The sequence below is a fragment of the Allobosea sp. 10L422 genome, assembly GCF_056395345.1.
Window position 1 is genome coordinate 143,152 of record NZ_JBFTJI010000006.1, and the last position, 22,838, is coordinate 165,989.

Below are 22,838 nucleotides of genomic sequence, written 5' to 3' on the forward strand. Positions count from 1 at the left end.
GCCGATCAACCGGCTGCCGCGGATCTCTCCTGGGCCTCTACCACCGCCACGGCCGTCATGTTGACCACGCCGCGTGCCGTCACCGAGCTGGTGAGGATATGAGCGGGCTTGGCCGTGCCGATCAGGATCGGGCCGACCGGCAGCGCATCCGCCAGCACCTTGGCGAACTGATGGGCGATGTTCGCCGCGTCGAGGTTCGGGAAGATCAGGACGTTCGCCATGCCCTTCAGAGTCGAGGAGGGCAGCACGCGCTCGCGGATCAGCGGCACCAGGGCCGTCTCGACCTCCATCTCGCCGTCGCACTCCAGATGCGGCGCGCGCTCGCGGATCAGCTTCAGCGCATTACGCATCTTCAGCGCGCTCGGGGTGTCGGCCGCGCCGAAATCCGAATGCGAGAGCAGAGCGATCTTGGGGTCGAGGCCGAAGCGCTGGACATGGCTCGCCGCGAGCACTGTCATGTCCGCGATCTCCTCCGCGCTCGGATCGTGCTTCACATGGGTGTCGGAGAGGAAGAAGGCACCCTTGTTGGTGATGATCAGCGTCATGGCCGCGATATCGCAGACACCGGGCGCCAGGCCGATGATGTCCTTGATGTGCCGCAGACGCGACATGAACCGGCCTTCGAGCCCGGAGATCATCGCATCCGCCTCGCCACGCGCCACCGCGAGCGCGGCAATCACCGTGTTGTTGGTGCGCACCAGCGCGCGCGCCGCCTCTGGCGTGATGCCGCGCCGGCCGGCGATGTCGAGATAGGTCTGGACGTAGTCGCGATAGCGCGGGTCGTCCTCGGGGTTGACCACCTGGAAGTCGACGCCCGGCTTCAGCGACAGGCCAAAGCGCTGGATGCGGGTCTCGATCACGCTCGGGCGGCCGATCAGGATCGGGATGGCGAGGCCTTCCTCCAGCGCGACCTGGGCGGCGCGCAGCACGCGCTCATCCTCGCCTTCGGCGTAGATGACGCGCTGGGGGTCGGCCTTGGCCTGCTGGAACAGCGGCTTCATGATGAAGCCCGAGCGGAAGACGAAGCGCGAGAGCTGCTCGCGATAGGCCTCGACATCGACCAGCGGCTTGCGCGCGACGCCGGTCACCATGGCGGCTTCCGCCACGGCCGGGGCGATGCGCATGATCAGGCGCGGATCGAAGGGGTTCGGGATCAGCGAGGTCGCGCCGAAGGTCGAGGTTTCGCCGCCATAGGCGCGCGCCGCCACATCCGAGGAGGCCTCGCGGGCGAGCGCCGCGATGGCGCGCACCGCGGCGAGCTTCATCGCCTCGTTGATCGTCGTCGCCTGCACGTCGAGCGCGCCGCGGAAGATGTAGGGGAAGCACAGGACGTTGTTGACCTGGTTCGGATAGTCCGAGCGGCCGGTGCAGATCATCGCGTCGGGACGCACGGCGAGCGCGTCCTCGGGCGTGATCTCGGGATTGGGGTTGGCGAGCGCCAGGATCAGCGGCTTCGGCGCCATGCTCTTGGCCATCTCGGGCTTGAGCACGCCTGCGGCGGACAGGCCGAGGAAGATGTCGGCTCCGCCGATCACGTCGGCCAGCGTGCGCGCGTCCGTCTCTTGCGCATAGACCTCCTTCCAGCGATCCATCAGCGTGTTTCGGCCTTGGTAGACCACGCCTTCGAGATCGGTGACCCAGATGTTCTTGCGCTGCGCACCGAGCTCGACGAGCAGGTTGGTGCAGGCGAGAGCGGCCGCGCCGGCGCCGGAGACGACGATCTTGACGTCGGCGATCTTCTTGCCGGCGAGGTCGAGGCCGTTCAGGACGGCCGCGCCGACGATGATCGCGGTGCCGTGCTGGTCGTCATGAAAGACCGGGATCTTCATCCGGGCCTTGAGCTGCTCCTCGATCTCGAAGCACTCCGGCCCCTTGATGTCCTCGAGGTTGATGCCGCCGAAGGTCGGCTCCAGTGCAGCGACGACCTCGACGAACTTCTCGATGTTCTTTTGCTCGACCTCGATGTCGAAGCAGTCGATGCCGGCGAATTTCTTGAACAGGACCGCCTTGCCTTCCATCACCGGCTTGGAAGCCAGCGGGCCGATGTCGCCCAGGCCCAGCACGGCCGTGCCGTTGGTGATGACGGCGACGAGGTTCTGGCGTGAGGTGAGTTCGGCCGCTTGAGACGGGTCGTCGACGATCGCCTCGCAGGCAGCGGCGACGCCGGGCGAGTAGGCCAGCGCCAGATCGCGCTGGTTGCCGAGCGGCTTGGTCGCCTGGATCTCCAGCTTACCGGGCCGGGGCTGGCGATGATAGACGAGCGCGCCCGAGCGCAGATCGGTGGAGAGCGTGCTTTTCATGGCGCGATGGTCCCTGCAGTCCGAAGGATGCTGGTCGCGCAAAAGGCCATGCGGCGTCAAGCGGTCAGGATGCCTCGGTGGCCGCAGCAAGGGCAAAGATCGGGCCGCGGCCGATTGAATCAATCTGTGAAAGAGGTGAATCGCTCTGTGAGCAGGCTGTGACAATCCGTTGGCGCGACTCAGGAAACGCCGCTTCCAACCAGAAGATGCGCTGGTTGAATCGAAGCCTCGAATGCGAGCGCGGCTCAGAAGGCCTTGAAGGTGATGATCGTGTGCGTGTCCGCGATCTCGGGGATCGACTGCACCTTTTGCGCGACGAAATGGCCGATATCGACGTCGGCGCCGACATGGAACTTGGCCAGGATGTCGTAGTTGCCGGCGGTCGAGTAGATCTCCGAGGCGATCTCGCGATCGGCCAGTTCGCTGGCGACCTCATAGGTCTTGCCGAGCTTGCATTTGATCTCGACGAAGAAGGTCTGCATCGCGCTCTCCGAAACTCTGATGCGGTCTGGATAAGGCATCGGCCCGAAAAGGGAAATGCGGTTTTCGGGCGAGGCTGATGCTTCAGCGCAGGCTATGCCCTCTGCGGAGAGATCAGGCGCCAGCGAGCGCCGCGATGCGCCGTGTCATCGGATTGTCCGGCTCTGTCAGCCCGGCGATGATGGTGAAATGATTGGCGCCGGGGATTTCCTCATAGCGCGTCGTCACGCCTTCCAGCCCCCACACATCGACGATCCGGCGGCTCTGCTTGTGGTACTCGGCGCTCTCCTCGCCGCCGACCACGGCATCCATCGTCAGCCGCGACGGCGCCGACCAGAATAGCGGGCTTTCGAGCTCGGCAGCTTCCATGCTGAGGCCGAGAGCGTTGTTGATGCTTGTCTCGGTCAGGGGTTTGAGGTTGTAGAGGCCGGAAATGCCATAGGCGGCGGGCACCAGATGCTCGGGCAGGTCGGCGCCAACATTCTTCCAGTCGGTAGCGAGCGTGCAGGCGCTGAGATGCCCGCCGGCAGAGTGGCCGGTCGCGACGACCGGCAGGCCGAAGCGACGCCAGAGCGCGGCAGCTGCCTGCTGAAGCTCCCAGACGATGTGCCCGAGATGGACCTGCGGGCAAAGATCGTAGCCGACGACCGCCACGGGCAGGCCGAGCTGGTTCAGCCCACGCGCCATATGCGAGAAGAAGCTCCGGTCGAGCGCCTGCCAGTAGCCGCCATGGATGAACATCACAAGCGCGTCGCCGCGGATCGTCTCCGGCTTGAACAGATCGTAGAGCTGCCGCTCGCCCTCGCCATAGGAGACGCCGAGCTCGCACAGCGCGGTCGCCCTGTAGGCGGCGGCGTCGGCCTGCCAGCCGGCGATGATGCCGGGATGCTCCGGCACGCGGGCACGGTTGTTGTATTCGGTCTCGTAGTCCGGCGACATCGGTATCCTGCTCGGCGGTGGCACGGCTGATGGGTGTACGGTGGCAGCCGTTCGCGGTTTCCGCCAGCGCTTTTGACAGGTGGCGCGCCCGGCGCCAAAAGCGGCAATCCGCAGCAAGCGGAATCTGGAGGTCGCCATGGAAAACCCCGTCCTCGCCGAAGTCACGCGCGGCAATGTCGTCGAATCGCGCCATCGGGGGTCTGCGATCATCGTCGATGCCGATGGTGGAGTGGTTTTCGCAGTTGGTGACATCGAGCGGCCTGTCTTTCCGCGCTCGGCGGTGAAGGCGATCCAGGCGCTGCCTTTGCTGGAAAGCGGCGCGGCCGACCACTACGGCCTGACCGAGCCCGAGATCGCGCTGGCCGTCTCCTCGCATTCAGGCGAGCCGCTGCACGCCGAGACCTCGCTCGCGATGCTGAAGAAGGCCGGCCGCGACGCCGGCTGCCTCGAATGCGGGGCGCATTGGCCGATGAATGACTCGGTGGCGCGGGCCTTGGCCAAGTCGGGCGCCGAGCCGAGCGCGCTCAACAATAATTGCTCGGGCAAGCATGCCGGATTTGTCTGCCTGTCCTGCAGCCTGGATGAGGATCCGGCCGGCTATGTGAAGCAGGGCCATGCCGTCCAGCGGGCGGTGCGCGGCGCCCTCGAGGAGGTGACCGGTGCTGAGCATTCCAGCGAGCGCATGGGCATCGATGGCTGTTCGATTCCCTCCTATGCTGTGCCGCTGAAGGCGCTGGCGTTGGGCTTCGCGCGCCTCGGCACGGGCCACGGCTTTGGCCCCGAGCGGGCGAAAGCCGCCGCGCGCATTCGCGCCGCCGCAGCGGCCCACCCTTTCATGGTGGCTGGCACTGATCGCTACGACACGCGGCTGATGAGCTTGCTCGGCGCCCGCGCCTTCACCAAGACTGGCGCCGAAGGTGTTTACTGCGCTGCCTTGCCGGAGCTGGGCTATGGCATCGCGCTGAAATGCGATGACGGCGCTGGCCGTGCCGCGGAAGTTGCGCTGGGCGCGCTGATCGCCCGCTTCCTGCCGATGGACGAGGCGACGCAGACCGCCTTCGCGCCGCTGCGCGAAACCGTGCTGAAGAACTGGAACGGCATCGAGGTCGGACGCATCCGCGCACCGGCTGCCTGAGGCGCATCAGCGGACCGCGTTGTTCTCGACCCGGATGCCCGCCGCTCTGGCGTCGGGCGCCTTGGCGAGGTCGCCGGTGACCGGCTTGCCGTATTCGGTGCCGACGATGGCGCCATTGCGTGCCTCGTCGATGACGTTGTTCGCGATGACGGCGTTGCGCTCCTTCGGCACCAGCGAGACGGCAATGCCGATGCCGGCCTTGCGCACGATGTTGCCGGTCGCCACCAGGTTGCGCATCCCCCAGGACCAGCCGAGCGAGATGCCGATCTCGCTCGCATTCTCGATCACGTTTCCGGTCACGGCCACCTCGGCCTCGACATGGACTCCGATGCCGCCGACCGGCTCCCCGCCATTGGGCGGCAGGTCGCGCTTGGCGTTGCGAATGATGTTGTTGGCGAAGACGGCGAGCCGCCCACCATGGTCGAGATTGGTGATGTTGGCGCCTTGGGCGCAGTCCTCGACCAGGTTGTTCGCCATGATCGTGCCCTCGAAGGCGAATTCGGCATAGAGCGCGACTTCGCCGCAGCGGCGGCCCTGATTCCCGAGGATCTGCACCCCGGAGCCGGAATTGTTGCGGATGAAGGTCATGGCGCAGTCGCGCAGCTGGTTGCCTTCGATGATCACGCCGCCGGCGCGGTAGAGACTGATGCCATTGCCGTTCTGCCCGTTGCCGCCTGCATCGGCGCGAATGCGGCTGACGCGATTGCCGCGCAGGATCGACCGGTCGTCGCCGGCCTGGCTCCGCCAGATCTGGATACCGTTGTTGCCGCAATCCTCGATATCGTTCTGCTCGATGATGAGGCCCGCCGAGTCGAACGAGAACAGGGCGGAATCGCGCATGCCGCGGAAGCGGCTTGCCACGATGCGCCCGCCGCAGCGGTGCAGGGTCAGGCCGACCGACCCGGCCTTGGCGAAGTCGCAGTCCGAGATCGTGATCGCGCCGATATTGTTGCAGGCGACGAGGCCGTCGCGCTGCGGCGAAGGGATGTCGAGCCCGTCGAAGGCAAGGCCGGTCAGATTTGCGCGAGCGATATTGTTGGCGACAAACAGCGGATTGCCATTTGCAGTCACGAGGAGGGTCTGCCCGGGCATCCCAACGATGTTCGCGCCGTCCGGCAGGCGGACTGAGGCAAGTCGGTAGCGCCCAGCTGGAACCATGAGCGGGGCATTGCGCTTTGCCGCTTCATTCAATGCCGCCTGGAGCCGGCTTGACTGATCCTCCGAAGCGCCCGGCCGCAATCCGAACTGGGCGGCGTCCAGGCCGAAATGGCCAAGCGGGCCGCCGCGGGATGGCGCTGCCGATTGCGCACGGGCCGGCAGGTGAAACCATGCCGGGGCTGTCAGGCCGGCAGCCAGGAAACCGCGCCGCGAAAGCACCATGGAACCTCCCCTTCGACCCCGCCGCGATCAAACGGCGTGCCAGCCCCGCTGTCCCGATTTGAAACCGACGCCGCGCAGAACAGGCAAGATGCGGCTGGCGTCGGCTAGAGCCCGAGCGCGCGGGCGATCTCCTCGGCGCCAAGCGTCGGTGCGAGCTTGCCGGATGAGACCGCAGCCTCCAGTTCCGGCGCGCGCGCCTTCAGCGCAGGGTCGTGCCTGAGCTTGGCCTGCAGCCGATCCTGCACCATCGCCCACATCCATTTGACGTCCTGGCGCCGGCGCTTCTCGGTGATCAGGCCCTTGGCTTCGAAGCGGGCGCGATGATCCTCGATCCTGGTCCAGAGCGCGTCGAGCCCTTCGCCGGTCAGGCCGGAGATCGTCATCACGGGCGTGCTCCACAGGGTCGAGGTGGGCGCCAGGATATGAAGTGCGGCCCTGTACTGGGCCGCTGCCGCGCGGGCCGCAGCTGCTCCGGCCCCGTCCGCCTTGTTGACCGCGATCATGTCGGCAAGCTCGATGATGCCCTTCTTGATGCCCTGCAGTTCGTCGCCGGCATTGGGCAGCATCAGCACCAGGAAGAAGTCGGTGAGATCGGCCACCGCCGTTTCGGACTGCCCCACGCCGACGGTCTCGACCAGGATGACGTCGAACCCTGCCGCCTCGCAGAGCAGCATCGTCTCGCGCGTCTTGGCCGCGACGCCGCCGAGCGTGCCGGAGGAGGGCGATGGCCGAATATAGGCGTTCGGATCGACGGAGAGGCGTGCCATCCGGGTCTTGTCGCCGAGAATCGACCCGCCGGTGCGGGTCGAGGAGGGGTCGACCGCCAGCACCGCTACCTTGTGTCCCTTGGCCGTGAGGTGACTGCCGAGCGCGTCGATCGTCGTCGATTTGCCGACCCCGGGAACGCCGGTGATGCCGACGCGGATGGCACGCCCGGTATGGGGCAACAGCCGCTGGATCAGCGCCTGCGCCTGCTCGCGATGGTCGGCGCGGCGCGATTCCGCGAGCGTGATCGCGCGGGCCAGGGCGGCGCGTTCGCCGGCGAGAAGCGCGGCGCCGAGCGAGTCGGCGGTGGGCGTGCGGTGGGCCATGACGCCAGTTAGCAAGGTGCCGCCGAGGGGGACAAGGAGTTCGCCGTGCGCCAGTTGCTTCATCACTGTGTCATGCACGCATCTTGAAGATCGGCGCATCCGGTGAGACGACTGAGCGATGATTGGAGTGGCGGTGCGGTTTCGCGGTGTTGTTTTGGCGTTGCTGCTGCCGCTGGTCCTTGCGGGCTGCTCGACGCCACGCACGCTTGAATTGAGCCAGGCGCCTGCGGCCGACATCGCCGGCACGGTCGAAATCTATGTCGCGACGACGCGCGAGCCCTCGGCGCAGCCGGTCTATTTCAATGGCGAGCGTTCGCCGAAGCTCTCCTTCGCGCGGCTCGACATCACCGTGCCGCGCAGCCACAAGCCCGGCAATCTGGAGCTGCCGAGCTCGGGGCCGGGCGATCCGGCCAAGTATTTCACCGCGACTTATGTCCAGCGGCTCGACCTAGCGCCCGTGATCTCGGATGTGCGCAAGGAACTCCAGAGCCGGCCGGTCGATCAGCGCGACGTGCTCGTCTTCGTCCACGGCTACAACACGAATTTCGCCGATGCGGCCTACCGCTTCGCCCAGATCGTCTATGATTCCGGCTTCAAGGGTGTGCCGGTGCTGTTCTCCTGGCCCTCGCGCGGCGAACTCCTCGCCTATCCCTATGACCGCGAGAGCGCCTACTACTCGCGCGACTTCCTCGAGGCCAGTCTGCGCGGCATCCCGCGCGATCTCGGCTCCACACGCATGGATATTCTCGCTCATTCCATGGGCACGCTGCTGACGCTGGAGACGTTGCGCCAGGCCGCGATCCGCGGCGACGGGGCCTTCGGTGGCAAGCTGCGCGACGTCATGCTGGCCGCGCCCGATGTCGATCTCGATGTCTTCAAGACGCAGATGGCGCAGATCCGTCGGCCCGTCACCGTCTTCGTATCGGCCGACGACAAGGCGCTCGACTTCTCGCGCCGCTTCGCAGGCGACAAGACCCGGCTCGGCTCCGTCTCTGCGAAGGATACCGAGATCATCGCGGAGCTGGAAAAGCTCGGCGTGCGGATCATCGACATCTCGGAGGTGGCCTCGGGCGACAGCCTGAACCACGCCAAGTTCGCTTCCTCGCCCAAGGTGGTACGGCTCATCGGCGAGCGGCTGCGGCAGGATAAGGGCATCGGCTTCGCCGGGCAGCAATTCGGCGACCGGATCGGCGACATCGCCGGCGGCGTCGTCGGCACGGTGGGCTCGACCGTCGGCTTGGTCGTGACCGCTCCGGTAACGATCCTCTCCGGCGGCCAATGATGTCACATCGCTGCAACGGTGGGCGATCCCCGCAGCCAGGCCGCAGGGCCGCCCCATTCTGGCCGCGTTAGCCTGCCCTTAAGGCCCGGTTGGCCATTCGGCCTCTCACGATCGATCTTGGATGCCTGCCGCCATGCCTGTCACGAGGCGCGACTTTTCATGCCGCTCGCTGGCGCTCGCCGCGTTCCTGCCCCTCGGGCTTGCCGCCTGCGCCCAGAGCGAAGCGAGCGTTTCGCCCTTCGCCGAGCCGGAGCGCGCCGATAGCTCGGCGCTCGGCAAGGATCCGCGTCTGCTGGTCATGACGACGCGCAGGTCGGTCGGCAATGCCGCGCCCTATTTCGGCACCGATCGGGGGCCGCTGACCTTCGCCGAGGTGCGCCTGTCAGCGCCTGGCAGGGGAATATCCGGACGTGTTTCCTCCGCCGTCAGTGGCGACTGGGCTGTGCTAGGCGTCGGCCGCGAGGTGACCAACGACGCCCCGCGCGCCTTCTCGGATGCCGCCAATGGCCGCGACGTGCTGCTCTATGTCCACGGCTTCAACGAAACCTTCGAAACAGCCGCGCGCAGCGCCGGCCAGCTCTCGCATTCGCTCGAATTCCAGGGCCGCACCGCGCTCTTCACTTGGCCGTCCGGCGGCAAGCTGTTCGACTACGCCTATGACCGCGAGAGCGCGCTCTGGTCGCGCGACGGCTTCGTCCAGAGCCTGCAGGCGCTCGTTGCCAACCCGACGGTCGGGCGCATCCACATCGTCGCCCACTCGATGGGAACCTTCCTGACACTGGAAGGCCTACGCGAATTGCGCGATTCCCAGGATGTCTATGCCCGGATCGGCTCCGTCGTGCTGGCTTCGCCCGATGTCGACATCGACGCCTTCGAGCAGACGGTGAAGAAGCTCGGACCGCTGGCGCAGCGCATGACAGTGATCATCGATCCCGGCGACCGGGCGCTTGCGGTCTCGGCGCGCATCGCCGGCGGCGTTGCACGCGCCGGTGCTGCCGACCGCTCGCGCCTCGATGCGCTGGGCGTGCGCGTCGCGGATACGTCCGGCCGCGGCTGGAGCATGCTGCGCCACGACCTGTTCCTGTCGAACAGCGAGGTCACTCAGGTCGTGCGCCGCGCCATGGATCGCGGCGCCTGACGAGGCCAGACCCTAGATCGGCGGCAGGCCCGAACGCTTCTTGATCGTCGCGAGCGCGAAGTTGGATTCGACCGACTGGATGCATTTCAGCCGCGTCGCCTTCTGCTTGAGGAAGCGCTCATAGCCTTCGATGCCGTCGGTGACGACGCGCAGCAGATAGTCCTGCGAGCCGGTCATGAGGTAGCATTCGGCGACTTCGCTCCAGCTTTCGACGGCCTTCTCGAATTCGGCGATCTGCTCCTGGTTCTGCTGGGTGAGACGCACCGAGACGAAGACGCTGAAGGGCAGGCCATAAGCCTTGGGGTCGACGACTGCCGCATAGCCTTGGATGACGCCGGTCTCCTCCAGCCGCTTGAGCCGGCGCAGGCAGGGCGTCGGCGACAGCCCGACCCGCTGCGAGAGATCCTGATTGGTGATCCGCCCGTCCTCGCGGAGCACCGAGAGAATCCGACGATCGATCGTGTCGAGCATGATATGCTCCGCTGTGCAGGTTTGTGAGCAGGAAGCTGCAATCGTGAGTTTACGGTGAGCTTTATCGACCAAGCAATGGCGCTCTGATGAGATTATTCTCAAAGGCAGGGATTCAACGGCGCGGCCGAAAAAAGGGAGACAGCTCATGAACGGGGATAGCTATCACAAGGACCGGATCGCCAACCGAAAGCTCCATCCGGAGACGCTGATGATGGGCTTCGGCTATTCGCCGGCCATGTCGGAAGGTTCGCTCAAGCCGCCGGTCTTCCTGACCTCGACCTTCGTTTTCGAGAACGCCCAGCAGGGCAAGGACTTCTTCGACTTCACCTCGGGGCGGCGCCAGCCGAAACCCGGCGAGAAGCCCGGGCTGGTCTATTCACGCTTCAACCATCCCAACATGGAGATTCTCGAGGATCGCCTGGCGATCTGGGACGAGGCCGAGAAATGCGCCGTCTTCGCCTCCGGCATGGCCGCGATCGCCACGACCTGCTTCGCCTTCCTGCGTCCGGGTGACACGATCCTCCATTCCCGTCCGCTCTATGGCGGCACGGAAACCCTGCTCAAGAACCAGATGGGCGCCTTCGGCATCACGCCGTTCGGCTTCACCGACGGGCTCGACATCGCGCAGATGCGGGAGGTTGCCAAGGCGGCTGCCGCCAAGGGCCGCGTCGCGATGATCATGGTCGAAACCCCCGCCAATCCGACCAACGGCCTCGTCGATCTCGCCGCCTGCAAGGTGATCGCCGACGAGCTGGAGAAGTCGCAGGGCCACCGTCCACCGGTCGTCGTCGACAACACGCTGCTCGGCCCGAAATACCAGAAGCCACTCAACCTCGGCGCCGACCTCACTCTGCTTTCGCTSACGAAATATGTCGGCGGCCATTCCGATCTCGTCGGCGGCTCGATCAGCGGTTCCGAGGCGCTGGTGCGGCAGGTGAAGGCCTGGCGCGGCTCGCTCGGCACGCAAGCAGACCCGAACTCCTGCTGGATGCTGATGCGCTCGCTGGAGACGCTGGATATCCGCATGAGCCGCGCCAACGAGAACGCCAAGCTGGTGGCGGAGTACCTCGAAAACCACCCGAAGGTGGCTAAGGTCCACTATCTCGGCAACCTCAAGGACAGCGATCCGCGCAAGGCCGTCTTCGACCGGCAGTGCAGCGCCGCGGGCTCGACTTTCGCCTTCGACGTCAAGGGCGGAGAGAAGGAAGCCTTCGCGCTCCTCGACAACCTCCAGATCATGAAGCTCGCCGTCAGCCTCGGCGGCACCGAGACGCTGGTCTCGCATCCGGCGGCGATGACCCATTCCGGCGTCGCCAGGGAGCTGCGTGAGGAGATCGGCCTGACCGACGCGCTGATCCGCATCTCGGTCGGCATCGAGAACATCGAGGATTTGATCTCCGATCTGGCACAGGCTTTCGAGGCGGTCTGAGAGAAGGTGCGTCATGCTCGGGCTTGACCCGAGCATCCTGGAAACCAGTGCCCTCTCCGGCGGGAGATTCTCGGGTCTGCGCTTCGCTTCACCCGAGAATGACGACCGGCTTCAAACCCCGATCCGCCCCCAGCCCGGCAGCTTCAGCGCCGGGCTGCGCAGGTCGAACCCGGCGACGAGGCCGAGGATGTTGATCTCGATGCCCTCGACCCAGCCCACCGTGACGCCCGCAATCCCATAGGCCGAGGCCTGGATGCCCGTCCTGCTGGCGGTAAGGCCGGCGAACAGCCCGTCGGCGCGCCAGTCCTTGCCGATGGCCGTCGGCGGCAGCGCCTGCCGGAGTTCCGGCACCTCCGACAGAACGTGCTGGACGAAGCTGTTCGAATTCGGTCCCGGCCAGGCGAGATAGCTGTCCGGGCTCGAATAGGCGTAGCTCGCAACCGCCGCCCGAATGCGCGGAATCAGCCGTTCGGCGGCATCGCCGCGGACTTCGGCGACGAGTTCCGGCATATTGCCGAACCAGCGGCCATCGGCGTCGCGATGGTTGATCCGAACCGGCATGCCCCAGCCGACGACGTCGAAGCGCGTATAGGCGCTCGCGCCGCGCTCCTTCACCACGATCCAGGAATGATGCGCGAAGATTCCGCGCCAGCGCCCGACGCGCGCGGCGAAGAGATGCACCGTCGCTTCGGGCTCGACCGCGGCGGCGGGCAAAAGCTTCGCGCTCGTCCAGTCGGCCCGCCGCCAGTCGGGAGCATGCGTCTGCCAGATCCACCAGCCCGCATGGGTCGCGAGCGGCAGCAGGAAGGCGATGACGAAGAAAAGCAGGAAGCGGCGGAGGAAGCGCATCCGGCACGGTATGTGCAGGGCTGCTGAAGCCGGCAAGAACATCGCCGATCACGCTTGCGTCACCCCGCGCCGACATGCTGCAGGGCCTCTTGGCAACCCAGGGCTGTGCGCGCGCATCGGAGCGCGCCTGAAGCCGGTTGATGCCGGGGGGAAAGCTGTTAGCGTGCGCGCGCCTGAGCTTGATGGAGGGGCAGATTGGGTAAGACGACGAAGCGATTGGCCGAGGCTATTGCCGCCTGCGCGATCGGGCTGGGACTTCTCGCCGCACCGGCGGCCGCGCAGGAGAAGCAGCTGCGCATCTTCAACTGGTCTGACTATGTCGATCCGGAGGTGCTTGATGCCTTCAAGAAGGAAACCGGCATCACCGTCGTCTACGACACCTTCGACCAGATGGAGACGGTCGAGACCAAGCTTCTGGCCGGCAAGACCGGCTACGACCTGATCGTCGTCACCGCGTCGTTCCTGCCGCGCCACATCCCGCTCGGCCTCTACCAGCCGATCGACAAGGACAAGGCGCCGAACCTCAAGAATCTCTGGCCGGAAATCCAGACCCGTCTGTCGAAATACGATCCCGGCAACAAATACGCCGTGAACTACATGTGGGGCACTACGGGGATTGGCTACAACACCGCCAAGATCAAGGAACGCCTCGGCCCCGACGCGGTGATCGACAGCTGGAAGATCGTCTTCGAGCCCGAGCAACTCAAGAAGCTCTCCAACTGCGGCGTCCATGTGCTCGATGCGGTCGAGGAGATGTTCCCGGCGGCGCTGCGCTATCTCGGGCTCGACCCCGACTCGAAGAACGAGGCCGATCTGAACAAGGCCGGCGAGCTCCTGCGCAAGATCCGCCCGCACATCCAGAAGTTCCACTCCTCGGAATATATCAACGCGCTGGCGAATGGCGATATCTGCCTGGCCGTCGGCTATTCCGGCGACATCCTTCAGGCGAAGAAGCGCGCCGAGGAGGCCAAGAACGGCGTCCAGATCGCCTATTCCATCCCGAAGGAGGGCGCGCTGATGTGGTTCGACTCCTTCGTGATCCCGAAGGATGCCGGCAATGTCGACGGGGCGCTGAAGTTCATCGACTTCGTCAACCGGCCGGAGATGGCSGCGAAGAACTCTGACTTCATCCAGTACGCCAACGGCAACATCGCTTCGAAGCCGCTGCTCTCGGCCGCGGTGCGCGACAACCCAGGGATCTACCCGTCGGATGCGGTGATGGCGCGGCTCTACACGATCACGCCCTACGACCAGAAGGCGCAGCGGCTGGTGAACCGGCTCTGGACGCGCGTGAAGACCGGCAAGTGACCGGTTTCGGACAGGTCGCCGGCCCCATGAAGAAGACCTCGCCCGGCAGCGTGCGCCGGGCCTTCCAGCCCTGGAACGACCCGGCGGCGAAGCCGCTGGTGGAGTTCCGGGGCGTGACCAAGCGCTTTGGCGACGTCACGGCGGTGGGCGACCTCTCGCTCGCGCTCTATCCCCGCGAGTTCTTTGCGCTGCTCGGTCCGTCCGGCTGCGGCAAGACCACGCTGATGCGCATGCTCGCCGGCTTCGAGACGCCGGATGCGGGCACGATCCTGCTCGCCGGGCAGGACATCACCGGCATCCCGCCGCATCTGCGGCCGATCAACATGATGTTCCAGTCCTATGCGCTGTTCCCGCATCTCAGCGTGGCCAACAACATTGCTTATGGGCTGAAGCGCGAGGGACTGCCACGCGCCGAGATCGACCGGCGCGTCGAGGAGATGCTGGCGCTGGTCAAGCTCTCCGGCCTCGGCGGGCGCAAGCCGCATCAGCTCTCCGGCGGTCAGCGCCAGCGCGTCGCGCTCGCGCGTTCGCTCGCCAAGCGGCCCAAACTGCTCCTGCTCGACGAGCCGATGGCGGCGCTCGACAAGAAGCTGCGCGAGCAGACCCAGTTCGAGCTGATGGATCTGCAGAGCGAGCTCGGCCTGACCTTCATGGTCGTCACTCACGACCAGGACGAGGCCATGACAATGGCCGACCGCATGGCGGTGATGGACCACGGCAAGCTCGTCCAGATCGGCCCGCCCGACGTGATCTATGAGGCGCCGGCCAACCGGCATGTCGCGGAGTTCGTTGGCGACATCAACATTTTCGAAGGCAGGATCGCCGCCGTCGAGGGCGAACTGGTCCGCGCCGAGGTGCCGCATGTCGGCACCGTCGAGCTCGACGAGGACGCACCGGCGCTGAAGCCGGGCGAACCGCTCGTCATCGGCATCCGGCCGGAGAAGATCGAAATCGCCCATGACGAGCCGGGCCAGGCGGTCAACAAGGTCGCGGGCGAGATCTGGGATATCGGCTATCTCGGCGACTTCACCATGATCCAGGTGATGCTCGGCGGGCAAAACGCTCAAGGGGAGGGTGGTCAGCTCGTCAAGGTCGCGCTCGCCAACCGGACACGGCGCATGGCGCGGCCCTTCGCCTGGGACGACAAGGTCTGGCTCTCCTGGGATGTCGAGGCCGGCGTGGTGCTGCCGCCATGAGGCGCGCTGGGGCAGGGGCGTCATTCTCGGGCGGAGCGAAGCGCAGACCCGAGAATCTCTGGCAGAAGGAGGCGCTGCAGCCTCTCATGTCACCAGATGCTCGGGGCAAGCCCGAGCACGACGGCGCAGTGACATCATGAGCGCGGTCGCTTCGCTGCAGCGGCTTCGCCGCCTCGTCGTCGCCGTGCCTTATCTCTGGCTGGCGCTGTTCTTCCTCGCGCCCTTCGCCATCGTGCTGCGCATGGCCTTTTCGCAGGCGGCGACGGCGCTGCCGCCCTATGCGCCGCATTTCGAGGGGCTCGCGCAGCTCGGCGCGTTCCTGTCGCAGCTCGATTTCGAGAACTTCAAGCTGCTCGGCGACGACCCCCTCTATTGGCAGAGCTATCTCTATTCCCTGCGCATCGCGGCGCTGACCACGCTCTTCGCCCTCGCGATCGGCTATCCGCTCGCTTATGCAATGGCCTCGGCGCCGTCGCGCTGGCGCGGTCTCCTGCTCGTCTTCGTCATCCTGCCGTTCTGGACGTCGTTCCTGATCCGCGTCTACGCCTGGATCGGCATCCTCAGGCCGGACGGGCTGCTCGACGCTGCGCTTGCTTTCCTCGGCTTCGAAATCGAGCCGCTGCGCCTGCTCAACACCGAGACGGCCGTGCTGCTCGGCATGGTCTATTCCTACCTGCCATTTATGGTGCTGCCGCTCTTCGCGACGCTGGAAAAACTTGATCGCGGCTTGCTCGAAGCGGCGGCCGATCTCGGTGCAACGCCCGTCACAGCCTTCTTCACGGTGACTTTGCCGCTTTCGCTGCCTGGTATCCTCGCCGGCTCCGCGCTGGTCTTCATCCCCGCGGTGGGCGAGTTCGTCATCCCCGACCTGCTCGGCGGCCCCGACACCGTGATGATCGGCAAGGTGCTCTGGAACGAGTTCTTCTCGAACCGCGACTGGCCACTGGCCTCGGCGGTGGCGGTGGTACTGCTCGTCGTGCTGGTGCTGCCGCTCGTCCTGCTCCAGCGGGCGCGGCTGCGACGGGAGATGGCGGCATGAGCCGGCTCGGCCCCGGGTTGATCCTCGCGCTGATCGTCGGCTTCGCCTTCCTCTATTTGCCGATCCTGACGCTCATCGCCTATTCCTTCAACGCCTCGCGGCTGGTGACGGTCTGGGGCGGCTTCTCGACGCATTGGTACGGCGCCTTGATGCAGAATGAGCCGCTGCTCGATGCGGCCTGGCTTTCGATCCGCCTCGGCGTCGTCTCGGCGACGCTGGCGACCATTCTCGGCACGCTCGCGGCACTGGCTCTCGCCCGCCATGGCCGTTTCATGGGGCGCACCTTGTTCTCCGGCATGGTGCTGGCACCGCTTGTCATGCCCGAGGTGGTGACGGGCCTGTCGTTGCTGCTGCTTTTCGTAGCCGTCGATGTCGAGCGCGGCTTCTGGACCGTCACGATCGCCCACGCGACCTTCGGTCTCGGCTTCGCCTGTATCGTCGTGCAATCGCGGCTCGCCGGCTTCGACCGCTCGCTGGAGGAGGCGGCGCAGGATCTCGGCGCCACGCCTTTCGTCACCTTCTGGACGGTGACCCTGCCGCTGATCTGGCCGGCGGTGGCGGCGGCCTGGATGCTCGCTTTCACGCTCTCGCTCGACGACCTCGTCGTCGCGAGCTTCACGACCGGCCCCGGCGCGACCACTCTGCCGATGCGGCTCTACTCGGCGGTCAAACTCGGCGTGTCGCCCGAGATCAATGCCGCCTGCACGATCATGATCGGGGCCGTGGCCATCGTCGTGATCGCCGCTTCGCTGCTGCTGAAGCGCGAGCAGCTTTCCGGCAGTTAAACGGTGGCTGAACGGCGCCCTCAAAGCGCGTTCAGCCGGGTTTTGCGAATGTTCCTCTCACGGCAGGGGAATTCTCCCCGCCGCGAGACAGGACAGGGACCATGTTCCGCAATCGCGCCCGCTTAGGTTTGGCGGCCTTCGCACTGGGCGGCATCGTGCTCGCCGCTTCCACCTTCGCCGGAGCAGGAAATGCCCAGGCTTTCGGCGGCCGTTACGAGCCCGCCTATGAGCGCCCGGCTTATGGCGCCGATTGGCGGCCCGCGCCGCCCGCCGTCCATGGCTTCTGGGGCCAGCGTCGCTGGCACCGCTACTACGACGGTTACGGCATGCGGCCGCCTCCGCCGCGCTACGGCTATGGTTACGGCTGGCGGTAAGTGTCGCCACGCCGGCTGTGACCATGGGGCGGGCGCGGTCCGAGGGCAGCGCCCGCCTTTTCGTTACTCCGCAGCGACCGTGCGCTGGGCGTAGCCCAGCCGTTGGTTCAGCTCTTCCAGAAGCTTCTCGGCGGCGTCGGCGATGACGGTGCCGGGCGGGAAGATCGCCGAGGCGCCCGCTTCGATCAGGGCGTCGAAATCCTGCGGCGGGATGACGCCGCCGACCACGATCATGATGTCGGGCCGGCCCGCCTTGGCCAGCGCCGCCTTCAGCTCCGGCACCAGCGTGAGATGTCCTGCCGCCAGCGAGGACACGCCGACAATGTGGACGTCGTTCTCGACCGCCTGGCGCGCCGCTTCATCGGGCGTCGCGAAGAGAGGTCCGATATCGACGTCGAAGCCGAGATCGGCGAAGGCCGAGGCGATGACCTTCTGGCCGCGGTCGTGCCCGTCCTGCCCCATCTTGGCGACGAGGATGCGCGGGCGGCGCCCATCGGCCTCCTCGAAAGCCCCGCACATCAGCTGGACCCGCGTGACGGCTGGGTTCATCTCGCCGACCTCCCGCTTGTAGACCCCCGAGATCGCCTTGATCTCGGCCCTGTGGCGCCCGAACACCTTCTCCATGGCCATGGAAATCTCGCCGACAGTGGCCTTGGCGCGCGCCGCTTTGACCGCGAGGTCGAGCAGATTGGCATTGCCGGCCGCGCCATCGGTGAGCGCAGCTAGGGCAGCCTGCACCTCGGTCTCGTCACGTTCGGCCTTGAGGCGCTTCAGCTTGTCGAGCTGCTGGGCGCGCACCGAGGCGTTGTTGACCTTGAGCACCTCGATGGAAGCCTCATTCTCCGGCTTGAAGCAGTTGACGCCGATGATCGCCTGCTGGCCGCCGTCGATGCGGGCCTGGGTCTTGGCGGCGGCCTCCTCGATCCGCAGCTTCGGGATACCGGCCTCGATCGCCTTAGCCATACCGCCGAGCGCCTCGACTTCCCGGATATGGCCCCAGGCCTTCTCGGCGAGTTCCGCGGTGAGCCGTTCGACATAATAGGAGCCGCCCCAGGGATCGATGATCCGCGTCGTGCCGCTCTCCTGCTGCAGCAGGATCTGGGTGTTGCGGGCGATGCGGGCGGAGAAATCGGTCGGCAGCGCCAGCGCCTCGTCGAGCGCGTTGGTGTGCAGGGACTGGGTGTGCCCCTGCGTCGCCGCCATCGCCTCGATCATCGTGCGCGGCACGTTGTTGAACACGTCCTGCGCCGTCAGCGACCAGCCGGAGGTCTGGCAGTGCGTGCGCAACGGCAGGGATTTCTCGTTCTGCGCGCCGAAGTCCTTGACTAGCTTCGCCCAGATCAGCCTGGCGGCGCGCATCTTGGCGACTTCCATGAAGAAGTTCATGCCGATCGCCCAGAAGAACGACAGGCGCGGCGCGAAGACATCGACCGAAAGCCCCGCCTGCTGGCCTGCGCGGATATATTCGACGCCATCGGCGAGCGTGTAGCCGAGTTCCAGGTCCTGCGTCGCTCCCGCCTCCTGCATGTGGTAGCCGGAGATCGAGATCGAGTTGAATTTCGGCATGTTCGCCGAGGTGAAGGCGAAGATGTCGCCGATGATCCGCATCGAGGGCGAGGGCGGGTAGATATAGGTATTGCGGACCATGAACTCCTTGAGGATGTCGTTCTGGATGGTCCCCGAGAGCTTGGCCTGCGGCACGCCCTGTTCCTCGGCCGCGACGATATAGAGCGCCAGAACCGGCAGAACGGCGCCGTTCATCGTCATCGACACGCTCATCTGGTCGAGCGGGATGCCGGAGAACAGCGTGCGCATGTCGTAGATCGAGTCGATCGCGACGCCCGCCATGCCGACATCGCCAGCGACGCGCGGATGGTCGCTGTCATAGCCGCGATGGGTGGCGAGGTCGAAGGCGACCGAGAGCCCCTTCTGTCCGGCGGCGAGGTTGCGCCGATAGAAGGCGTTCGAATCCTCGGCCGTGGAGAAGCCGGCATATTGCCGGATCGTCCAGGGCTGGTTGACGTACATCGTCGGGTAGGGGCCGCGCAGATAGGGCGCGATACCCGGAAGCGTCTCGACGAAGGGCAGCCCTTCGCGGTCAGCGGCCGTATAGAGCGGCTTTACCGGAATATCTTCCGGTGTCATCCAGGGTTCGGCCGCCGCTAAGTCTGCAGACGCCGCCGTCCGGGTGTCGGCGAAGGCGAGCTTCGTGAAATCCGGGATCGCGGTCATGGCTGGCTCCCGTCGGTCCTGTCCCACCAGTGGTGGAAATGATGCACCGGTCCGTGGCCRTGGCCAACCGCAACCTCGTCGGCGGCGGCGATGGCGGCGGAAATATAGGTCTTGGCGTGACCGACAGCCTCCGGCAGCGCCAGCCCCTTGGCGAGATTGGCGGTGATCGCAGAGGACAAGGTGCAGCCGGTGCCATGCGTGTTGCGGGTCGAGACACGTGGCGCATTGAAGCGCTGGCGCGCGCCGCCAGCGAGCAACAGGAGGTCGCTGCTGATATCGCCGCTGCCATGGCCGCCCTTGATCAGGACATTGGCGGCGCCCAGCGCTGCAAGCTTCTCGGCCTGCTCGTCGACGGCCTGTTCGGTCTCCGCCATGCTGGAGCCGAGCAGGGCGGCGGCCTCGGGCAGGTTCGGGGTGATCAGCGTCGCGAGCGGAAAGAGGTGCTTGCGGATTGCCTCGACCGCCGATGTCTCGAGCAGCCGCGCGCCGGAAGCCGCGATCATGACGGGATCGAGCACGACGTTCTTCGCTCCGTGGCGCTTCAGGCCGGCTGCGACTGTCTCGATCAACTCGGCAGTCGCCAGCATGCCGATCTTGACCGCGCCGACATCGAGATCCTCGAAGACGGCGTCCATCTGCTGGGCGACGAAGTCGCGCGGCACGGCGTGGATGGCGCTGACGCCCTTCGTGTTCTGCGCGGTCAGCGCGACGATGACGCTGGCGCCATAGACCTGATGCGCCGCGAAGGTCTTCAGATCGGCCTGGATGCCGGCGCCGCCGCTCGAATCCGAGCCGGCGATGGTGAGGGCGATGGCAGTCAAACTCATGTCTCCGATCAGGCCCTTGCGATGGCCTGCGCGTGTTCGAGCGCCTCGACCACATCGCAACCCATGAAGATGAACGAGGATACGCCGGCCTTGTTCAAAGCTTCGCTGTCGGCGGGGCGGCCGGCGAGCCAGACCGTGGCACCGGCCGCGGCGAGCGCTTCGGCCGCGGCAGCGCCTTCTGCGGCATAGGCCGGTTCCGAACCGCACAGGCAGGCGAGCTTCGCATCCGAGGCGCGGAAGGCCCCGACCAGCGCGTCGAGATCGGTGGCGCCGTCGGTGGCGAAGCCGTCGCCGCTCGGCGCGGCAAGGCCGCCGGCCTCGAACAGGTTGCGGGCAAAGCCGGCGCGCGCGGTGAAGTCGGCGATGGAGCCGAGCGTCGCCAGGAAGACGACCGGGCGTTGCGGCAGGGCATCGGCCTTGTCGCGCAGAGCCTCGAACGGCTCCGACAATCTGAGCGAGGGCAGCGCATCCGCGTGCAGGGCCGCGCCGGGCGCGATCCGGGCATCGGCCCGGCCGGCTCCGCCGACGAAGGAGCGTATGATTTCGCCCTGGTTGCGCTCGGCGAGGCTGCCGGGAGGACGTCGTTCTCCGCGGACGACCGGCGCGACTTCCAGCACGGTCACCACGCCCTCGCCGATATTGGGGAACTCGCTGGTGCCGGTGATCGGCTCCCGGCGGGTGGCAATCGCCTTCGTGCGCGCTGCCCTCTGCTCGGCGAGGGTCTTCTGGACGGAACCGTTGGCGAGCCCGGCGACGATGCCGCGCAGATCGCCGCTGCTCTGCCGCTCGATCTCCTGGAAGGCTTGCCAGGCCTTCTCGCAAAGTGCCTGCGTCAACGCCTCGAAGCCGCCGGCGCCAGCCGCCGGATCGGCGACGCGCCAGAGATTGCTCTCTTCGAGCAGGATCAACTGCGTGTTGCGCGCGACGCGGCGCGCGAAGGCGTCGGCCAGACCGCGCGCGGCGGTGAAGGGCTGGACGGTCAGCGAATCCGCCCCGCCGACTCCGGCCGAGAAGGCTGCGACCGTGCCGCGCAGCAGATTGACATGGGGATCGCGCCTGGTCAGCGAACGCCAGGCCGTCTCCGCATGGATTCGCGCCGGCTTCGGGGTCAGCCCGCACGCCTGCTGGATACGTTTCCAGAGCAGCCGGGCAGCCCGGAATTTCGCGACCGTCAGAAACTCGTCGGTGTCGGCGACAAGCGTGAAGGAGAGGGTGTCGCGCGCCTCTGCCAGTGAAAATCCCTGCGCTTCGAGCGTGCGCAGATAGGCAACCGCGGTGGCAAGCGCTGCGCCGAGTTCCTGCGCCTCGCTGGCGCCGGCCTCGTGATAGGGGCGGCTGTCGACAGTGATGAACGGGCCGGAGAAGCCGCGGTCCTTGAGAGCGCGGATGGTCTCAGTGAGGCGGCGCCCGACCTCCGACCAGGAGACGGCGAGCGATCCGAGGCCGGCGAAGACGCCGATCGGGTCGAGGCCGAAATCCATGGAAAGCTCGGCCGGCGCATGGCCCCGCTTCTCGATCAGCGCCGCCAGCAGCAAGGCGTTGATGCGGCCCTCCGGGGCAGGGTCGAGCCGCAGCTGGATGAGATCGAGCATCGCGCCGTCGAGCGCGGCATCGAGAGTTGCGACATCATCGGCGACGAGGCCATAGCCGCGTGCCGCCGGCGCGCCCGCAAAGCTGATCGTCAGCGTGTCGGCGCCGCCTTCCAGATCGGCGAGCGCAAGCGCCTGGGCTTCCTTCGGCGCGGGATGGTCGAGCCGCGCGGCGACATGCCAGCGCCCGGCTTCGGAGCGCAAGGCCCGCGCGGTGGGGGAGGCAGCGGGGTAGAGCGGCTCGATGCGGATGCCATCAGCGGTGCGGCCGACCAGCCGTTTCTCGAAATCCGCACCCTTCAGAACCTTGTCGACCGCCGCACGCCAGACGTCATGCGACGGCGCCGGGAAGGCGTCGAGGTAGGGAAGGTCGGATGGGGCAGCCGAGTTCATGCGCGCCGATGCTCCTCTTCCGCACAATGTGCAGCCGTGGAGCGCTGATTGCCATGGGCGGGCGCGCACCGCCATCCCTACTTCGTCGCAGGGCAGGTGCAGAAATACGAAGGGGATACAAAACGCCGCCGCTATGCCGCACAAGGACGGCGTCGCGACGGCGCAAAAATATCGATCGGGATCAGACGAACTGGCCGAGCCCCGGAATGGCGCCCACGATCGCGCCCATTGCGTCCTCGCCGGCCTTCTCGCGGCCGACGGCGAACATTTCCTTGGACACGCTCTGGATCTGGCCCATCGAGAGGCCCGCGCCCATGAGCTGGCCGCCGAGCGCCATGACGCCGCCGCCACCGCCCATCAGCCCGCCGATCGCGCCGAGCATGCCGCCCTTGGCGCCTCCTTCGGCATCCGCGAGCGCCTGCGCGCCCGGCAGGGCAGCCATCAGCTGGCCGATCTCGGTCGCCGGGCCTTCCTTCTGCAGGAAAGCGAGGATGATGCCGACCGCCTTGCGGGCGAGTTCCTCGTTGATGCCGGCCGCAGCGGCCACTCGCGTGAGCAATTCTTCCATGGTCCCAATCCCCTCGCCAAACGGCTTCGCCGC

20 protein-coding genes are annotated in these 22,838 nt (G+C 66.6%); 9 read left to right on the forward strand and 11 right to left on the reverse strand.

Annotated elements, in window-relative coordinates:
- Window positions 1–5 precede the first annotated feature (5 nt).
- The 3 genes from AC1DEZ_RS14080 to AC1DEZ_RS14090 form a co-directional block, all read right to left on the reverse strand.
- Window positions 6–2,300, reverse strand: a complete 2,295-nt coding sequence (locus tag AC1DEZ_RS14080; protein WP_476779827.1) for an NADP-dependent malic enzyme — start codon at window positions 2,298–2,300, stop codon at window positions 6–8.
- Window positions 2,301–2,545: 245 nt separating this feature from the next.
- Complete coding sequence (locus AC1DEZ_RS14085) at window positions 2,546–2,782, reverse strand: Lrp/AsnC ligand binding domain-containing protein (protein ID WP_066610093.1); 237 nt, start codon at window positions 2,780–2,782, stop codon at window positions 2,546–2,548.
- A gap of 112 nt (window positions 2,783–2,894) precedes the next feature.
- On the reverse strand, window positions 2,895–3,719 hold the full coding sequence (locus AC1DEZ_RS14090) for an alpha/beta hydrolase (protein ID WP_441511109.1): 825 nt from the start codon (window positions 3,717–3,719) through the stop codon (window positions 2,895–2,897).
- 136 nt (window positions 3,720–3,855) lie between these two features.
- Between AC1DEZ_RS14090 and AC1DEZ_RS14095 the strand changes: the two genes are divergently transcribed.
- The gene (locus AC1DEZ_RS14095) at window positions 3,856–4,854 is read left to right on the forward strand and encodes an asparaginase (protein ID WP_441511110.1); all 999 of its coding nucleotides are present in this window, start codon (window positions 3,856–3,858) and stop codon (window positions 4,852–4,854) included.
- A 6-nt stretch (window positions 4,855–4,860) separates the two neighbouring features.
- Here the strand turns inward: AC1DEZ_RS14095 and AC1DEZ_RS14100 are convergent, their stop codons facing one another.
- Window positions 4,861–6,234 (reverse strand): TIGR03808 family TAT-translocated repetitive protein, encoded by a 1,374-nt coding sequence (locus AC1DEZ_RS14100; RefSeq protein ID WP_441511111.1) that lies wholly within the window; start codon window positions 6,232–6,234, stop codon window positions 4,861–4,863.
- Window positions 6,235–6,338: 104 nt separating this feature from the next.
- Window positions 6,339–7,325: a methylmalonyl Co-A mutase-associated GTPase MeaB gene (meaB, locus tag AC1DEZ_RS14105; RefSeq protein WP_476779858.1), complete on the reverse strand. Its 987-nt coding sequence runs from the start codon at window positions 7,323–7,325 to the stop codon at window positions 6,339–6,341.
- A 133-nt stretch (window positions 7,326–7,458) separates the two neighbouring features.
- Here meaB and AC1DEZ_RS14110 point away from each other — a divergent pair, with 133 nt between their 5' ends.
- Both AC1DEZ_RS14110 and AC1DEZ_RS14115 read left to right on the forward strand, forming a co-directional pair.
- Window positions 7,459–8,607 (forward strand): alpha/beta hydrolase, encoded by a 1,149-nt coding sequence (locus AC1DEZ_RS14110; protein ID WP_441511112.1) that lies wholly within the window; start codon window positions 7,459–7,461, stop codon window positions 8,605–8,607.
- Window positions 8,608–8,740: 133 nt separating this feature from the next.
- The gene (locus AC1DEZ_RS14115) at window positions 8,741–9,745 is read left to right on the forward strand and encodes an alpha/beta hydrolase (protein ID WP_441511113.1); all 1,005 of its coding nucleotides are present in this window, start codon (window positions 8,741–8,743) and stop codon (window positions 9,743–9,745) included.
- Between the two features lie 12 nt (window positions 9,746–9,757).
- Here AC1DEZ_RS14115 and AC1DEZ_RS14120 read toward each other — a convergent pair whose 3' ends face one another.
- The gene (locus AC1DEZ_RS14120; RefSeq protein WP_441511114.1) at window positions 9,758–10,216 is read right to left on the reverse strand and encodes an Lrp/AsnC family transcriptional regulator; all 459 of its coding nucleotides are present in this window, start codon (window positions 10,214–10,216) and stop codon (window positions 9,758–9,760) included.
- 145 nt (window positions 10,217–10,361) lie between these two features.
- Between AC1DEZ_RS14120 and AC1DEZ_RS14125 the strand changes: the two genes are divergently transcribed.
- Window positions 10,362–11,645, forward strand: coding sequence for a cystathionine gamma-synthase family protein (locus AC1DEZ_RS14125; protein ID WP_441511115.1), 1,284 nt, complete (start codon window positions 10,362–10,364; stop codon window positions 11,643–11,645).
- 111 nt (window positions 11,646–11,756) lie between these two features.
- Here the strand turns inward: AC1DEZ_RS14125 and AC1DEZ_RS14130 are convergent, their stop codons facing one another.
- On the reverse strand, window positions 11,757–12,494 hold the full coding sequence (locus tag AC1DEZ_RS14130; protein ID WP_441511116.1) for a DUF3750 domain-containing protein: 738 nt from the start codon (window positions 12,492–12,494) through the stop codon (window positions 11,757–11,759).
- A 195-nt stretch (window positions 12,495–12,689) separates the two neighbouring features.
- Between AC1DEZ_RS14130 and AC1DEZ_RS14135 the strand changes: the two genes are divergently transcribed.
- The 5 genes from AC1DEZ_RS14135 to AC1DEZ_RS14155 all read left to right on the forward strand — a co-directional run bounded on the left by AC1DEZ_RS14135 (window position 12,690) and on the right by AC1DEZ_RS14155 (window position 17,196).
- A complete protein-coding gene (locus AC1DEZ_RS14135) occupies window positions 12,690–13,802 on the forward strand; it encodes a polyamine ABC transporter substrate-binding protein (RefSeq protein WP_441511117.1) in 1,113 nt (370 codons plus the stop codon).
- A 26-nt stretch (window positions 13,803–13,828) separates the two neighbouring features.
- Window positions 13,829–14,998, forward strand: coding sequence for an ABC transporter ATP-binding protein (locus AC1DEZ_RS14140; protein ID WP_441511196.1), 1,170 nt, complete (start codon window positions 13,829–13,831; stop codon window positions 14,996–14,998).
- Between the two features lie 136 nt (window positions 14,999–15,134).
- Entirely contained in the window at window positions 15,135–16,037 is a 903-nt protein-coding gene (locus AC1DEZ_RS14145) for an ABC transporter permease (protein WP_441511118.1), read from the forward strand.
- Window positions 16,034–16,822: an ABC transporter permease gene (locus tag AC1DEZ_RS14150; RefSeq protein WP_441511119.1), complete on the forward strand. Its 789-nt coding sequence runs from the start codon at window positions 16,034–16,036 to the stop codon at window positions 16,820–16,822. Before AC1DEZ_RS14145 ends, AC1DEZ_RS14150 begins: the two co-directional genes overlap by 4 nt.
- Before the next feature lie 101 nt (window positions 16,823–16,923).
- Entirely contained in the window at window positions 16,924–17,196 is a 273-nt protein-coding gene (locus tag AC1DEZ_RS14155) for a hypothetical protein (protein ID WP_476779828.1), read from the forward strand.
- A gap of 63 nt (window positions 17,197–17,259) precedes the next feature.
- Here AC1DEZ_RS14155 and scpA read toward each other — a convergent pair whose 3' ends face one another.
- The 4 genes from scpA to AC1DEZ_RS14175 all read right to left on the reverse strand — a co-directional run bounded on the left by scpA (window position 17,260) and on the right by AC1DEZ_RS14175 (window position 22,805).
- The gene (scpA, locus tag AC1DEZ_RS14160) at window positions 17,260–19,428 is read right to left on the reverse strand and encodes a methylmalonyl-CoA mutase (protein ID WP_441511121.1); all 2,169 of its coding nucleotides are present in this window, start codon (window positions 19,426–19,428) and stop codon (window positions 17,260–17,262) included.
- Window positions 19,425–20,249, reverse strand: coding sequence for a bifunctional hydroxymethylpyrimidine kinase/phosphomethylpyrimidine kinase (gene thiD / locus AC1DEZ_RS14165; protein ID WP_441511197.1), 825 nt, complete (start codon window positions 20,247–20,249; stop codon window positions 19,425–19,427). The genes scpA and thiD overlap by 4 nt, the downstream gene beginning before the upstream one ends.
- A gap of 14 nt (window positions 20,250–20,263) precedes the next feature.
- On the reverse strand, window positions 20,264–22,237 hold the full coding sequence (locus AC1DEZ_RS14170) for a methylmalonyl-CoA mutase subunit beta (protein ID WP_441511122.1): 1,974 nt from the start codon (window positions 22,235–22,237) through the stop codon (window positions 20,264–20,266).
- Window positions 22,238–22,418: 181 nt separating this feature from the next.
- Window positions 22,419–22,805 (reverse strand): DUF2267 domain-containing protein, encoded by a 387-nt coding sequence (locus AC1DEZ_RS14175; protein ID WP_149130337.1) that lies wholly within the window; start codon window positions 22,803–22,805, stop codon window positions 22,419–22,421.
- Window positions 22,806–22,838 lie beyond the last annotated feature (33 nt).